The following is a 15,108-nucleotide window of genomic DNA, read 5'->3' as shown; positions in this document are numbered from 1 at the left end:
TTATAAAAACAAAATAGGACTTTTATACTTAAAGGAGAAAATAAAATGCCAAAAGAAGAAAAAAAACCTTTATTAGAAAAAAATAAACATACTAATTATGGAATTACCCAGCAACAATCTTCTATAAATAATAGTAATTCAAGTAGTACTGAAAGTCTTAATAGTTCAAGTACAATCATCGAAATAGAAGATAGTGAAGAAAATAATTGAATAAATTGTAGTAGTCGTTATGGAGGAACAACACAAAAAAAACTCGATGATAATGGAAATTGAAAATATGAAACCCAAATTAAAAATAACTTTGATAGTTTAACTTTTTTTAAAGAAAGCACTATTACCATTAATAACAATCAATACTGACAAAAACTAACATTTGTTGAAAAAAATGGAACAGTAATTATAGTGATTTTAGAATTATTAAAAATAAACTTTAATAGAAATACAATAGAAATATATAAAAAAGAATACAATGATGTTGATGAATATATTGATGATAATTTAGATTTAAAAACTTTTCAAAAAAAAGAAAGAAGATTATCACCCGAAGATCAATTCTTAGAAGGTATTACTATAAAAACTATTAATAATCTTAATAAATTTATAACAAATACCAACTCACTTAATGAACAATTAAAATTATTTAAAGAAAATTCTAATAATAGAGATTTAAATGTTTTATTAAAATTATATAAATATTTAACAATAATACAAAATTTTATTGATCAAACAAAACCAGGAATAATAAGAAATATTGCATATAAATTTTTAGGATTATTAGAAATTTATATTGGACTTACTGGTAAAAATTTACAAAGAGTAGTTTCTAATTTTCCCATTGATGGTAAAGAACACACATCCCAAGATTATATTGATGCTATATTTTGAAATTGACAAAATTATGTTATGGTATTACTTGATACTGCACTTGGCACATTTTTCACTTCAGCAGCTTCAAGTTGATCACGAGATGTTTTTTTTAATAAAAAAAACAAAACAAATCCCATTGAAATCAATCAATTTAATACCAGTGACTTTGAAAAATATAAAGAAATATTTGAAACACTTTTATTTGAAGAAGACCATCAAAAATTAATGAAATATTTTTCAAATATTTCCATACTTAATGATTTAATACAAAAATTTAATCAAATTGAAAATTGTGTAGAAACAGAATTTGAATATCATCCAAATTTTAAAAAAGAAATTGAACGAATTAAAAAACTAATTATTAATTCACAAACAGAAAATAATAATGCTAATAATGATATTGAAATTAAACAAGTAATATCTTTAGCAAATAAAACAATTAAAACTATGGAACAACAAAATAATAAACCAATAGCATTAGTAACTAATTGAGGACGTAATCTTTTAGTTAATTTAACTTTAGAAACACTAACATGGGCAGGTAGTCATATTATTCTAACTGGTTCATCAGAAAATACTTCTAAAGAAGATTTTAATTTACATGATTGAATCACGAAAGACATTTTTACTACAGGTGCTTTAGCAGCAAATATAAGTCGTTATTTTGTTATGAGACGAATTAATAATATTTTTAAATCGGGTTTAACAAACTTAGGAATTCCAACTAATCTTTGTCCTGAAAAACTTTCAAAATGAGTTGAAAAACAAACTAGATATAAAAAAATATTAATGGCAATCCCTTTATTTTTATCAGTCACTTGTACTGTTAATGCTGTTAAAACAGAAGCTGCATTAGTTACTGAATATGGATTTCAAAAAGCCACAAAATTATTTTATGAAAAATTTGTTAGATGAACAACATTAGGATTTTCAATTGGTGTAACAGCAATTGATATGATTGCTTTTGCTATTTCTGATTTTTATAAAGATGTATTTAATCAACCAATAACTATAAAAAAAATAACAGCAATATTAACTAGTTGTTGTGGATTTACTAAAAAAGAAGCAGTTTTTCTTGAAAAACATTTAGAAAAATTAGAAAACAATGGGAAATTCACAACTTTTGATGAATTGTTTAAAAAATATCAGGAAGAAGAATTTGAAGATTCTGGTATTGAAGAAGTTTTATCACAACAAATAGAATCAGAAAAATCATCAAATGAAAAAGAAACTGATGACGAAACATCAATAGAAAAATTTCCTATTGACAATCCATATGAATTTGCAAATGATATAAATAACCAACCATCAACAAGTACAGGAATATACCATCCAATGCCATTCAATTAAAAGCACTATTTAAATTTAATTTTTAGTCACTCTTTTAAAAAGAGTGACTTTTTTAATATTTTATATTTATTTTTTTTCTAAAAAGTGTACACTGATTTTGGGTATTTTAGATGTATAAGAATAAATATACCAAAAAAGTAGTGAGAAAGGGATTTTTATGGATGAAAAAAATAAAAGAGAAAAAGAAATAGCAAGAATAAAAGAAAAAATTGCAGCTAATAAATTAAAAAAAGAATCCGAAAAAGCTGAAAAAGAAAGACAACAACAAGAAATCGAAAATAAGAAAAAAAATGAAAATAAAAAAACTTTATAAAATTAATATTTAAAGAAAAAATCACTTAATAATTAAGTGATTTTTAAAAAGGTAATGTTTAGTAATCTGTGTAACTTACAAAAATAACTATGTTTAATTAATTCTAGTAAATATAATTAAATGACTAGAAAGAGTGAGTTACAGATGGCTAAAAAAGATAACTTTAATAATAATGATCCAATATCAAAAGCAGTAGATTTATTATTAGAAAATACTGAAGATTTAACAACAGTTTTTAAAGAAGGGGGTTTATATAAAGAATTAACAAAACGTTTAGTTGAAAAAATGTTGAATTCTGAGATGCAAAATTATTTAGGATATGAAAAAAATCAACATAGTAATAGTGACAATGCTCGTAATGGTATAAGTTCAAAAAAATTAATAACTCAACAAGGTAAAATTGAGATTGATGTACCACGAGATCGTAATAGTAAGAGGCTTTTATGTAATCTGTGTATCTTTGTTTTACAAAGTACTAGTTTAGATTAATTCTATCTTCAAATTTTATCATAAAATGAGCAATTGCTGTATTTCAATTTTGAATGGGCATTGTTCATTTTTTTGTTATATTTTCAATTGCTAAATAAAATATTTTAAAAACTGCCATATCATTAGGAAAAACTTTTTTATTTCTGATAATTTTTCGTAATTGACTATTTACAGATTCAATAGCATTTGTTGTATAAATCACTCTTTTAATTTCTGCAGGATAACTAATAAAAACCATTAAATTATCTCAATTTTTATATCAAGATTTAGCAATTTGAGGATAGTGTTTATTTCACTTATTTTCAAAGGATTCTAAAGCCTGCATTGCTTGTTCTTCACTACATGCAGTATAAATTGGTTTTAAATCTGCAACTAGAGATTTTCTATGCTTATATGAGACATATTTCAAACTATTTCTAATTTGATGAACTATGCATAATTGATGTTCTGTTTTAAGATAAACTGATTGTATTGCTTCTGACATGCCTGTTAAATTATCACTGCAGGCAATAAGAATATCATTTAAGCCACGATTTTTCATTTCTGTTAAATTTGCTAATCAAAATTTAGCACCTTCATTTTCACTAATTCATAAACCTAAAACATCTTTTTTACCTTCTAAATCAACTCCTAAAGCTATATAAACTGATTTGTTAATAATGCGTTTATCTTGTCGTACTTTAACTACTATACAATCAAAATAAACAATAGGATAAATGCCTTCTAATGGTCTATTTTGTCATGCTTTGACATCATCAATCACATCATCAGTAATTTGTGTGACTAATAATACTTTCACTAATATCAGCACCCTGATATAACTCTTGTAACTGCATTCTAATATCTGATAATGTCATACCTTTTGCATATAAGGAAAGAACTTGTTGATCAAAACCATCAAATCTTCTCTGTCTTTTTGGCACTATTACAGGAGTAAAATTACTATTACGATCTCGTGGTACATCAATCTCAATTTTACCTTGTTGAGTTATTAATTTTTTTGAACTTATACCATTACGAGCATTGTCACTATTACTATGTTGATTTTTTTCATATCCTAAATAATTTTGCATCTCAGAATTCAACATTTTTTCAACTAAACGTTTTGTTAATTCTTTATATAAACCCCCTTCTTTAAAAACTGTTGTTAAATTTTCAGTATTTTCTAATAATAAATCTACTGCTTTTGATATTGGATCATTATTATTAAAGTTATCTTTTTTAGCCATCTGTAACTCACTCTTTCTAGTCATTTAATTATATTTACTAGAATTAATTAAACATAGTTATTTTTGTAAGTTACACAGATTACTAAACATTACCTTGGATTCAAAATAACTTAATTAAATCACATGCTGATAAAGTGTAACCCATCCAGCATCTTTAATAATTGATTGAAAATCATCACTTAAATTTAAAGCTTTAAATTTTTCATTATCAATAATTCCATAAAATCTAGTTAAATTTAATATTCTTTCTTTTCTTTTTTGTTTAATAATATGTTGTAAATCTCATATTAAATTTCATACTGGTCCACAATCTGGATATGCATTCATTTGTGTACTATTACCATAAAAATGAATTTGTGGTAAATTTGTAATTTCAACAATTGGTAAATAACCAAATGGATTTTTTAATTCATATTTTTCTTTTAATTGACTTTCTGGTTTAATTTTTGATTTTGTACTACCTAATAAAATTTCTCTATTACCATTAAATATTTCAACTTTTACTTTTGAATTTTCTATTGTTACTCATGTTAAACTACCATTATCACTTTGTTCATTCATAAAAAATAATTCTGCTGATTGTTCTTGTTCATTAAATTTAGCAACACGTGACATAAAACTTGGACTTGGTAAAGTTAAACTTAATTCACCATTTTTAGTTAACATTCATATTAAAAAACATTTACCTAATAATGAATTTTGAATACCAAATTGATATAATTTTTCATTTCATTTATCTTTATCTTTTAATTTATTTAAAAAATTTAATAATTCTTTATTTTCACTTTTAAATAATAAACCTTTACCTAATCATAACATTGTACTTTTATTTGCAATAATTCTAGGTATATCTAATTCTCAAGTACCTTCATGTATACTAAAATATTCTGTTGGACTATAATTCATATTATCACTCCTTATTATTAATAAAACTATATTGTTTACCAAATTCAAATTTAGTTTTATTAATTAATAATTCATTATTTATTTGTTCAATTAATCATTTCATATCATTCATTAATGCATAACAATCACTATCTCAAGTATCATCATATAAATCTAACATTTTAGGTTCATTATTTGAATTTTCTATTTTAGATTTAGATAATCATTGAATTAAACTATATTGTCTTTTAGTTTCTGGGCAATTATTTCAATCATAACTTAATATATTTTTAATTAATCCAGTAGTAGTAAAATCAATTCTATCTTTTAAATACATTACTGATTTATCTACTGGTTCAAAATTTAATCAATTCATATTTCTTTTATTTTTTTCTACATTTAAAATATCAATAAATGCTTGACCACCATTACCATAATCAACATAACAAGTAAAACCTTTAAACATAGCAAAATATTTTTGTGCTTCAATTAAATAATAATCAATAATACTATTTGCTAATTCATAAGTATTTTTAAAATGCATTGCTGGTTGACCATTAATATTAGCATTACTATGATAAAATTCACTTACTTTATGCGCTCTTCTTCCATTATGATTTTCACCAATAAATCATAATGAAGCAGCAGTTGGATGACCACTACTACTTGTTGCCATACCTATATCTAAACCACCAGTTATTTTAGAAACTTGAAAATCTAATTCAGTATTTACTTTATCAAGATATCTTGCAAATATAGCACCTTGTAAAACACTAGGTACACCATAATATCAACTTTGTGCTTTAATAGGGTCTAATACTTTTAATTCTTCTAAATCATTAATCATATCTAATGTCAAATTATGAGCATTTACTTTTCAATTTGAATAATGAAATAATTTAAATATATTATTATCAAATACTGATTTAATTTGTTCATTTTTAGATTTCATAATTTCTAAATTAAAAGGTACTATATTATTCATATATTCAATAAAATATTGATAAATATTATCTGGATTACAACTTTTTATTTTTATTCTTTTTTTAGCATTACCTAATGCAAATGTAATTGCTTGAAATTCTGCTTGAGTAAATTCATTTGCTTCTTCACATCATTCAATTGCTAAATCAAATCCTTTTATTTCACTACGAGAAAGACCTTTTAAAGGTATTCTATCATTTGAATTACTATATACACCCATAACTCTAATAAATGATTTTGAACCTTTAAATCTAAAATCTGCTTGTTTATTTGGATATTTTAAAGTAAAATCTTTATAATCATTAAAACCAATTGTTATTAAAGCATTATAAATTTCTTTAACTAAATCATTAATATCTTTATTTAATTTTCTAAAACAATATATAGCAATTGATTTATTAACTTTAATTGAAATAGCAATTAATATTGCTAATTCTTCTGCAATACTATATGTTTTACTTGAATAACGACTTCCACTTAAATTATATTCACTATGAGTAAAATCACTTTTATTTAATAATCAATAACTAATTTCATGTAAATAAGTAAATTCTTTATTCATAATATTATTCCTGTAATTCTTCTAATTTTAAAAGTTTCCCTAAACTGAAAGGATAAGGTGCTGTAATTAGAAATATACTATTTTGATTTAGTTTTAATCAAACATAATTACTATCTTGTGTTATTAAACTATTTAAATATTGTGTTTTATTAATATATATAAATTCTTTAATTATTCAAGATTCTTCTATTTCATCATCAGTAGGAGAATAATTATAGTAAATACGATATCTTTTATTTTTAATAAAATTATATTCAATTGTTTTGTTATTTTTCTTTGTTCCTACTTCTTTTCATTGTGAAATATTTGGTGTTGGATTATTTTTTAATTCAATATCTCATTCATTTTCTCTAATTTCATTAGTTTCTAAACTATATGAATTAATTTTAATAGGTTTTTCTATATCAATTTTTTCAGGTGAAATAATATTTAATGTTTTACTATTAATTTGATAAACATTATCATCTGCTTGTTCTAATACTTCTAAACTAATAATTGCTCCACCATTACCACCATTTAAAGTTAAACTTCAATCTGTATTATCAAAATTAATATTTAATGTACTATCACTATTACCAATTTTTCCCGAAGCAATTCTTCAATTACCAGTACCTATTAATTTAGGTGATTTAAAAAATATAACTTGTTGATAACCTTTATTTAAAGGATTTTCTTCTGTAACTTCTCATGTAACAAATACTCTATAAATATATTGATTAAAAGGTGCAGTTGGTATCTGCACCTTTTAATATGTCATTTCTTATCATTAATTCTATTACCTATTACTTTTCATTTAATAATTTTAAAATCTTCTAATTTTTTATTTATTTCATTTATACCACCAACAACAGTTTTATTAGTAGTTTCTAATCTATTATCTGTTTGCTCTTGTTTAAAACTTATTATAGTATCAATATCACTTTTTAATTCATCTATTTCTTTTTTTGTATAATAATTATCTAAATTAGGTATTTTATCATCTATATATTTCTTATTTGGAATATCTAAATCATCAGTTATAACTGGATTATTTCTATAAATTAAAGTTTTACCACCAACATTAGTTTTAATAACTTCATTAACTAATCTTGTAGTGCTATCTTTATCATCTTTATTATTAAATATTCTATTTTCATCAACTGAACTTCCACCATTAGAATTAATTTTAATATCTGAACCAGTTCCAGTAATAGTAATATTATCTCCAGCATTATTTTCTGTTAATTGTGATTGTTTTTTATCTAATAAATTATCAACATATTCTTTAGTTGTAGCATCACTTAAAAAAGTAGGTGTTCCAACATCAATAATTCTTTTACCATTAACATCAATACCTTTATCATCTTTTGGTTTAATAAAATTAGGATTATCTTTATCAACTTCTCATAATGATTCACCACTACCACCAGTAGCACTAATAACTTTCTTTTCTTGACCTTCTTTACCATCAACTAATTTCATAGTATCATTACTAAAATATTTAGTAAATAATTCAATTGTTGTTAAATTATCAAATGATTTTATACCATTTGTATCAATATCAACTACTGAACCCATAATATTTTTTGGATGACTAATAGTAATTTTAGTTCTATTATCACTACTTTTAATATTATTAGATTGTAAATAAATTTCTCATGGATTTTGTTCACCACCAGTACCCATAAATTTTTTAAATCAATTTTGTTTAGGTGAAACATCAAGATTAAAACCTTTCATAGTTGGATATTCATTTATTTCTTTTAAATAATTAAATACTTGTGGAACAATATAATAAGGGTCTTCTGGATTATTTTGTGAATAAGTAATACCACCTTGACCAATACTTGCTTGACCACGTGCATATTCAACACCTTTACTTAATAAAAAATTAACATAATGAGTAGTTGCAGTTTGAATATTATCTGTAAATTTTGTTGGATTTATTTCTGGTCATTTTTTTGAAATAGTAAAACCACTTAAATAATCAATATTACTACTTGCAATTTCAATTGCATATCTAATTTCACTATCTGGTGTTGTAACTTCATCAAATAATGATTTATTAAAACCTTTTCAATTTTTAAATTCTTCAATTGTAATAAACATTAATGGGTCTTTAATAGCCATAATAATTTACTCCTTAATGTAAAATAAAGGGTATTTAAACCCTTTAAATTTTAAATTTAGTTACTTTTTTCTTATCTTTTTCAGATAATTCTTTCTTTTTAGATTTTTGTGCTATTACAAAATTATCTATTTGTTCTTGTTCTACATTAAAACTATCAAGTAATTTAGCAGTTGATGTAGTTTCTAATTGTAATTGAGAATTTATTTGTTTAATATTTGCTTTAATAAATTCTAATTCTTTATTATTTTTTAATTCTTTTGCTAAATTTGATTGTTTTGATTTTTTAATAAATTTTGATAAAAATAATAAAACAATAGTAACAATTACTCCACTAGCAACTGCTCCATTTAATACTGCTGATATTACTGTTGTAGATAAATTCATTTTTTATTCCTCCAATTGTATTTTATTTGAATGTTGTTTACATAAATGACATTCTTTTTTATGTTTTCTAATTTCTTTATATTGATATATTAAATAAGGACTTGTAATAATAATTGGTATTGTTATCAATGCATATTTAATTAATTTTCCATAATTACCTAATTTAGTTATTAAATTTAATCCAATATGACCAAACATAGGAAATAAAGTTAATATTAAATGGTCAGGTCAAGTAAAATTATATTGATTAGTATAATTACCTATTCCCATTTCTATTGGTATTTTAGGTATTAATCAAGGTGTTATTGTAAAAAATAATGTTATTAACATACCAATAATATGACTAGTTATTTTTAAAATATTTGATATTAAAATTTTTATTTTATCTATATGAGTACTATTTTTATTAAGTCAAATCTTATTTAATTTTTTATATTCTTTATTATCTTTACTTAATGGATTAATAGTATTTCATATACCAATTGGTTTAATTGGTTTATCTAATTCAATAATAATTACCACCTACTTTCATGTTTTATAAAAATTAGAATTTCTTTTAATTTTTATATATTTATTTGTATGTAAAGAATTTTTTAATAATTGTTTTCTTTCATATCTTCATTGTGTACTTCCAATTTCATTTTTAGATAAAGTTTTATATTCTTTTAATTTAAAAAAACCTTTTTCTAATCTATTAATAAAATGCATAGTTTTTTGTACATTAATATTATTAGGATAAATTACACTAGTATCTTGTGAACCATAATATTTACCTTTTTTTGCTAATTCACTTTTAACATATTTTCTTAGTTGACTTGGTAATCATTTTCTATTTCAAAATTTTCAAAATATTGTTCCAACACCAGAACCATTTTTACCTTTAGCTTGTGTCATTAATATTCATATTTCTTGTGGAAATGTTGGATAAGTATATGGACCATATCATATTTTTCTTTTATCATTATCACTTTGAAATAATGTTGTTAAAGTTCCAATTTTTAAATTTTTATTATTAACAATAAATCTTCCTTTTTTAAATCATGAACTTGATAATACTTCTCATGCATTTTCTGGTATTTCTTCTTCATTTTCTTTAAATAAATTATCAAATTTATTTACATAATTTTTAACTGTTCTAATTTCTGTTGGCATAATAGAATTTTTAAAACTATTTATTGGATTTTTAAATTTATTAATTTCATTTTGTAATATAGATAATTCACTTGGTTTTAATATACTTGTTAATTTTTTAAGTATATTTGGATTAAAAACACTATATGGTTGATGTATTTCTTTTTCACTAATATTTTCACTATCAAATACTGCTTTTAATGATTGATTTTTATAATAATTTTTTAAAGCATTTATTAATGCTAATTTAATATCATTACTTGCTAATGCATAATATATTCATTCAATAATTAAAGGTAACATTATAAACTCATATGACTATAATCTCATCTTAAATTTGATTCACTATTAGTTACACTATCATTAATAAGATTTGCAGTTTCATTATTAAATAGTGTTTCTTGCATTTCTTCAATATGATTTGTAGTTTCCATAGGTAGTAAATTATGGATAATTTCACTTGCACCAGCAATTATGGTAGGTATTGCATAAGCATTATTAAAATCATTATTTATACCCATAGCAACACCACTACTAATCAAACATCCACCAGTTGCCATATTACAAATCTTTCTTATTGTTTCAAATTTATTAGGTATTAACTCAGTTAATCCACTAATAAGATTTGATATACCATATGAATTTAAACTAATAAATGTATCTCAATCCATTAAATTATTATTATTTTTCATTAATAATAAATCATCTGGAAATGGATTAGGATTTGGATTAATTGAATTAGTAGTAAATTTAGCATAATTTGATAATCCAATTGTTCCTAATCCTAATAATATTTTTTTAGAACTATTAATTAATTTAGTTTTAGTATTTGGTCTTTGATTTAAATTTCAAATATTTAAACCTAATTTTTTACCAAATAATAAACTATTAATTGAACCTAGTACTGGATTACCTATTACTTGACCATAATAAGCACTTGTACCAATCATTGCCATTAAAGGACTTATTGAAGAACGAATTATCTTTAATAAAGTATAATTATTTGATTGTATAATGGTGTCATTTGGCATTTTCATTTACTCCTTCTACATTAGTTTGTTTTTCTATTTTAATTATTACTTTACCTTCACAATGTATATTATCTCCAACACATATTGCATAACTATCATGTACATCACTTACTATAAAATAATCATTTCTTAATTTAGGATATTCATCTAATAAAATTGCTCTAATATCATTACTTGTAGTTAAATCTTCTGGCTTTGGTGAATAAATAGTAATATGTGCTTTTTCATCAAAATATTTATAAATATATTCCATAATTATTTTTTAGAAAATTTTAATTCTATTTCTTCAATATAATCTTTATCATTACCAGTCATAGTAGCACTTTTTGATGTAATATTACTAAATGTTGCTTTACCTTTTTTCATAACCATTATTACCAGCATTTATTATTGCAGTTTCTAATTCATCATTAGTTGGTTTATCACCAGCCATTTTAATTTTTCCTAAATTTTTAAAATAAATTAAATCATTTAAACTAATTCTAAAATCATCAAAATCAGCAATTTTAAATGTTACTGGTGATTTTTCTCTTTCTGCTGGAGTTAATTTAATTCAATTAGTTCAACAACGTTTTTGTGCTTCTTTAATTTCATCAGCTGTTGGCATTTTTTCCATAATAATAAATGATAATCAACCACGAATTGCTGTTGTTATACCATAAAGTGCTTTACCTAATGTTTTTTGATTTAATGTATCATTATCAATTAAATTAACAATTTTTTGAAAACTATTAGGTTGTGCAAATGCATTTCTATGTACAAAAACTCCTAATACTTTTTTTAAATCAAATGTTTTTTCTAAATGTAAACCAGTTTTAGTATCTTTAACCATATCTTTATTTAAAAACATATGTTTATATAAAAACATACCAAATACTGATTGTTTATATAATTGACCACTTGCTACAGTATCTGCTGCAATTTGACCATAATTTAATCTTAAATATGCTTTTGTTAATTGTAACATTGGAGTAAATCCTAATGCACCAATAAAATCACTTACATTTGTACCAATTTCAGTTTCAGTTATATTTCCTAATAATTCATTCATTTTATCACCAATTTGATAAAATGCTGATTTTGCTGTATCTTCTGTCATTTCTAAGAACCTGTTTAAAATCTTTTCAATAAAATTGAAATAAAGGTAAGAACAACCATTTGTAAGCTAGTATTTAATTTTTTTTCACAATTTTTTCATAATCTTCTGCATTTTTCTAATCATGCAAAACTTCGTTCTACAACTCATCTTTTTGGTAATACTACAAAAGAATGTAATTCATTACGTTTTATAACTTCAACATTTGCATTTATAATTGTTTTAATTTTAGAAGCAAATTTTTCACCAGTATAACCAGCATCTACTAGTATTTTTTGAACTGCAGAAAGATTCTCTTTTTCATTTTCAATCATTATTATAGCACTGTTACGATCTGTTTTTTCTGCTGTGGTTATGTAAATTGCATGTGGTAAACCTTGAGAATCAACAGCAATATGACGCTTTATTCCTGAAATCTTTTTACCAGCATCATAACCTTTGTTTTTAGTAGTATCTGTATTTTTAACACTTTGTGAAACAATTATACAAAAACTAGTTTGTTCTTTTCTACCATTATTGATACAAAATGCCATGACTAATTTTTTTTAAAACTAATTGTAATACACTAGGTTCTTTACCATTATTTTTACTTCAAACTTGAAAATAATAATATACAATTTGTCATTTTGGAAAATCTTTTGGTAACATTCTTCATTGACAACCACTTTTTAATACATATAAAACTGCACAAAATACTTCATATAAATCTAAGCTTCTTGGTTTAGTTCTCTTTTTAGTATTTTCTAAAATTGATTTTATATTTTCAAATTGCTCTTTGCTAACATTACTAGGATAATTTTTACGCATATATACCTCTTATCTTAAAATATATAATCATTTTACCCTATTTCTCTAAAAGATTTTAAACAGGTTCTAAGTGATTTTTTACAATAAGAATAATTTATATTATTAGTTACTGGTTTTAATTTTTTTAATAAATTATTAATAATATTTTCTTGATTAATATTTTGTAAATATAATTCATTAAGTTTATGAACTCATTTACCACGATTTGAAGCATTTTTTAATACTTCTGGTGCTATATGACTATAACCAAAACCTAAATAATTATCAATAATTCTAGAAACTGATATTAATTCTTTTTCTTCTAAAAAATATTGATGAGTTTCTTTTTTAAAAATTAATTTACTCATATTTATTTCTACCTATTAATATTCAAAAACATTTATTACATAATCTATTACCAAAAGAAGATTGTTTTCTACATTTATCACAAGAACCATTCATTCTATATTCTCTATATTCCATAAATATTTTTACCTTTCATTAATTAAGTTTTTCTTTAAGTTTTTCTTGATTTGGATATTGCATATCTAATTCAAATGCTAATATTTCATAATGTATAATATATGCATCTTCTAATAAATGATGTTTATAATTTTTATAAAAATTATTTGCTTCCTTAAATGTATAAAAAACTTTATATTTTGTTTCAAATGTATAATTAACTTTGTATTTTACTAAATAAACGTATGTCATATTTATTTTTCTCCTTTATTTTTTATATTGTGTTATGATATTGTTAATGAGGTATGTATTTATATATAAACCCCCTATTTTTTAAAATAATACAAATGTAATTATTAATATAGATTAATGGGTTCTTTACTGAGCCATAATAAGGCTATTCAAATTAATCTATAATTACATTAAGCGATACAGTGTAACATTTTAACTTGCTTAACATTAAATGCTCTTTTATTCTGATATAGAAGTATTTACATTTCGTACTCACTATTAGACTTCTACGACAGTTTTATTAAGTTTTAATCTTTTAACAAAAAAAGAACGATAGTTATATCGTTCTTTGTTATTTCTAAATCTATCTATTAAATTAATGCGCCCTGATGAACATGGAGTTGGATATATTATTAATAATTATGTTTTTAAAAAATAAAAACTTAATATTTTTAAAAATATACTCTTATAGTTTATTAATACACTAATAATTAAAATATATAATAATAATAATATAAGAAAAGTGAAAGGAGAAGGAAAATATGGCAGCAAAAAAACCTACTGTTTTTAATATTTTTATGAAAACTACATTGCCAAAAGTTAAAGCAGAACACCCAGAATTAAAACATACTGAGGCTTTTGGAAAAGCAGCAGCATTATGAGCTAATTAATGCTGAAGAAAATCCTAAAAACAAATAGATAAACAGATAATTCCTTAAAAGAGTCAGATTTAAAATCTGACTCTTTTAAATATAAAAAAATATTGAAATTTTAAAAAAACACTAAAATTGCTATACAAATCAACAATGATAAAGTATAATCAAAATACTTACCTAGTAGGGTTATAGAGAAAGGTAACTTTTTTTATATTTTTGATAAACTTCATTTATTTTGACTTGTAGATGGTTTATCAATATCTTCTAAATTAATTGTTTCTCAATCATTATTTTCTCTTTCTTTTACTAATAGAGAAAGTTTGTTCTTATAATCATCAATTATCAGTTGATTAATTCTAATCAACTTTTCATCAGGGTTTGGTTCAACATTATTTTTTTCTTCTATAATACGTATCATTTCCTGTAAAATAGATATCTTTTGATCAAGCTCTGCTCTTTTTTCTTCATTTTGTCTAGCCATTTAAATTTCCCCTTTCAAAAAAATAAAGTACTTTTTTATTTATTATTAATTTATATATTAT

General features: G+C 22.7%; 18 protein-coding genes and 2 pseudogenes. 4 read left to right on the top strand and 16 right to left on the bottom strand.

Features of this window, described 5'->3' with window-relative positions:
- Positions 1-45: 45 nt before the first annotated feature.
- The 3 genes and pseudogenes from ACI2WJ_RS03820 to ACI2WJ_RS03810 all read left to right on the top strand — a co-directional run.
- Entirely contained in the window at positions 46-2,217 is a 2,172-nt protein-coding gene (locus ACI2WJ_RS03820; protein WP_400254884.1) for a hypothetical protein, read from the top strand.
- Between the two features lie 157 nt (positions 2,218-2,374).
- Complete coding sequence (locus tag ACI2WJ_RS03815) at positions 2,375-2,530, top strand: hypothetical protein (RefSeq protein WP_174479916.1); 156 nt, start codon at positions 2,375-2,377, stop codon at positions 2,528-2,530.
- A 144-nt stretch (positions 2,531-2,674) separates the two neighbouring features.
- Positions 2,675-2,962, top strand: a pseudogene (locus ACI2WJ_RS03810) (transposase); the annotation flags it as partial.
- Between the two features lie 43 nt (positions 2,963-3,005).
- Here ACI2WJ_RS03810 and ACI2WJ_RS03805 read toward each other — a convergent pair.
- The 15 genes and pseudogenes from ACI2WJ_RS03805 to ACI2WJ_RS03735 all read right to left on the bottom strand — a co-directional run bounded on the left by ACI2WJ_RS03805 (position 3,006) and on the right by ACI2WJ_RS03735 (position 13,931).
- A pseudogene (locus ACI2WJ_RS03805) lies at positions 3,006-4,248 on the bottom strand (IS256 family transposase).
- Positions 4,249-4,362: 114 nt separating this feature from the next.
- The gene (locus tag ACI2WJ_RS03800) at positions 4,363-5,154 is read right to left on the bottom strand and encodes a hypothetical protein (RefSeq protein WP_400254882.1); all 792 of its coding nucleotides are present in this window, start codon (positions 5,152-5,154) and stop codon (positions 4,363-4,365) included.
- 1 nt (position 5,155) lies between these two features.
- Entirely contained in the window at positions 5,156-6,679 is a 1,524-nt protein-coding gene (locus ACI2WJ_RS03795; RefSeq protein ID WP_400254881.1) for a hypothetical protein, read from the bottom strand.
- Between the two features lie 4 nt (positions 6,680-6,683).
- The gene (locus tag ACI2WJ_RS03790) at positions 6,684-7,421 is read right to left on the bottom strand and encodes a hypothetical protein (RefSeq protein ID WP_400254880.1); all 738 of its coding nucleotides are present in this window, start codon (positions 7,419-7,421) and stop codon (positions 6,684-6,686) included.
- The gene (locus tag ACI2WJ_RS03785) at positions 7,340-8,788 is read right to left on the bottom strand and encodes a hypothetical protein (RefSeq protein WP_400254879.1); all 1,449 of its coding nucleotides are present in this window, start codon (positions 8,786-8,788) and stop codon (positions 7,340-7,342) included. Before ACI2WJ_RS03785 ends, ACI2WJ_RS03790 begins: the two co-directional genes overlap by 82 nt.
- 43 nt (positions 8,789-8,831) lie before the next feature.
- Complete coding sequence (locus tag ACI2WJ_RS03780) at positions 8,832-9,173, bottom strand: hypothetical protein (RefSeq protein WP_400254878.1); 342 nt, start codon at positions 9,171-9,173, stop codon at positions 8,832-8,834.
- 3 nt (positions 9,174-9,176) lie between these two features.
- Positions 9,177-9,695, bottom strand: a complete 519-nt coding sequence (locus ACI2WJ_RS03775; RefSeq protein ID WP_400254877.1) for a hypothetical protein — start codon at positions 9,693-9,695, stop codon at positions 9,177-9,179.
- Positions 9,696-10,607, bottom strand: a complete 912-nt coding sequence (locus tag ACI2WJ_RS03770; RefSeq protein ID WP_400254876.1) for a hypothetical protein — start codon at positions 10,605-10,607, stop codon at positions 9,696-9,698.
- Positions 10,607-11,335, bottom strand: a complete 729-nt coding sequence (locus tag ACI2WJ_RS03765) for a hypothetical protein (protein ID WP_400254875.1) — start codon at positions 11,333-11,335, stop codon at positions 10,607-10,609. The genes ACI2WJ_RS03770 and ACI2WJ_RS03765 overlap by 1 nt, the downstream gene beginning before the upstream one ends.
- Positions 11,304-11,588 carry a hypothetical protein gene (locus ACI2WJ_RS03760; RefSeq protein ID WP_400254594.1) on the bottom strand — a complete coding sequence of 95 codons (285 nt, stop codon included), beginning with the start codon at positions 11,586-11,588 and terminating at the stop codon, positions 11,304-11,306. Before ACI2WJ_RS03760 ends, ACI2WJ_RS03765 begins: the two co-directional genes overlap by 32 nt.
- Before the next feature lie 99 nt (positions 11,589-11,687).
- A complete protein-coding gene (locus ACI2WJ_RS03755; RefSeq protein ID WP_400254874.1) occupies positions 11,688-12,434 on the bottom strand; it encodes a hypothetical protein in 747 nt (248 codons plus the stop codon).
- Positions 12,435-12,448: 14 nt separating this feature from the next.
- Positions 12,449-13,238, bottom strand: a protein-coding gene (locus tag ACI2WJ_RS03750) for an IS5 family transposase (RefSeq protein WP_400254873.1) whose coding sequence is annotated in 2 segments (ribosomal slippage) — positions 12,449-12,976 and positions 12,978-13,238 — 789 coding nt in all. Because the reading frame shifts where the segments join, the coding sequence is not laid out codon by codon here.
- A gap of 32 nt (positions 13,239-13,270) precedes the next feature.
- Positions 13,271-13,585: a hypothetical protein gene (locus tag ACI2WJ_RS03745; protein WP_400254872.1), complete on the bottom strand. Its 315-nt coding sequence runs from the start codon at positions 13,583-13,585 to the stop codon at positions 13,271-13,273.
- A complete protein-coding gene (locus tag ACI2WJ_RS03740; protein WP_400254871.1) occupies positions 13,578-13,700 on the bottom strand; it encodes a hypothetical protein in 123 nt (40 codons plus the stop codon). The genes ACI2WJ_RS03745 and ACI2WJ_RS03740 overlap by 8 nt, the downstream gene beginning before the upstream one ends.
- 18 nt (positions 13,701-13,718) lie before the next feature.
- Entirely contained in the window at positions 13,719-13,931 is a 213-nt protein-coding gene (locus ACI2WJ_RS03735) for a hypothetical protein (protein WP_400254870.1), read from the bottom strand.
- A 521-nt stretch (positions 13,932-14,452) separates the two neighbouring features.
- On the opposite strand from ACI2WJ_RS03735, the gene ACI2WJ_RS03730 reads away from it, so the two are divergent.
- Positions 14,453-14,581 (top strand): hypothetical protein, encoded by a 129-nt coding sequence (locus ACI2WJ_RS03730; protein WP_400254869.1) that lies wholly within the window; start codon positions 14,453-14,455, stop codon positions 14,579-14,581.
- Positions 14,582-14,774: 193 nt separating this feature from the next.
- Here the strand turns inward: ACI2WJ_RS03730 and ACI2WJ_RS03725 are convergent, their stop codons facing one another.
- On the bottom strand, positions 14,775-15,047 hold the full coding sequence (locus ACI2WJ_RS03725; protein ID WP_338959512.1) for a hypothetical protein: 273 nt from the start codon (positions 15,045-15,047) through the stop codon (positions 14,775-14,777).
- Positions 15,048-15,108 lie beyond the last annotated feature (61 nt).

Origin of the sequence: Spiroplasma endosymbiont of Cleonymus obscurus, from assembly GCF_964273375.1 — a bacterium.
In the GTDB taxonomy this organism is placed as follows: domain Bacteria; phylum Bacillota_I; class Bacilli_A; order Mycoplasmatales; family VBWQ01; genus Spiroplasma_E.
This window is presented reverse-complemented; position numbering and strand designations above follow the sequence as displayed.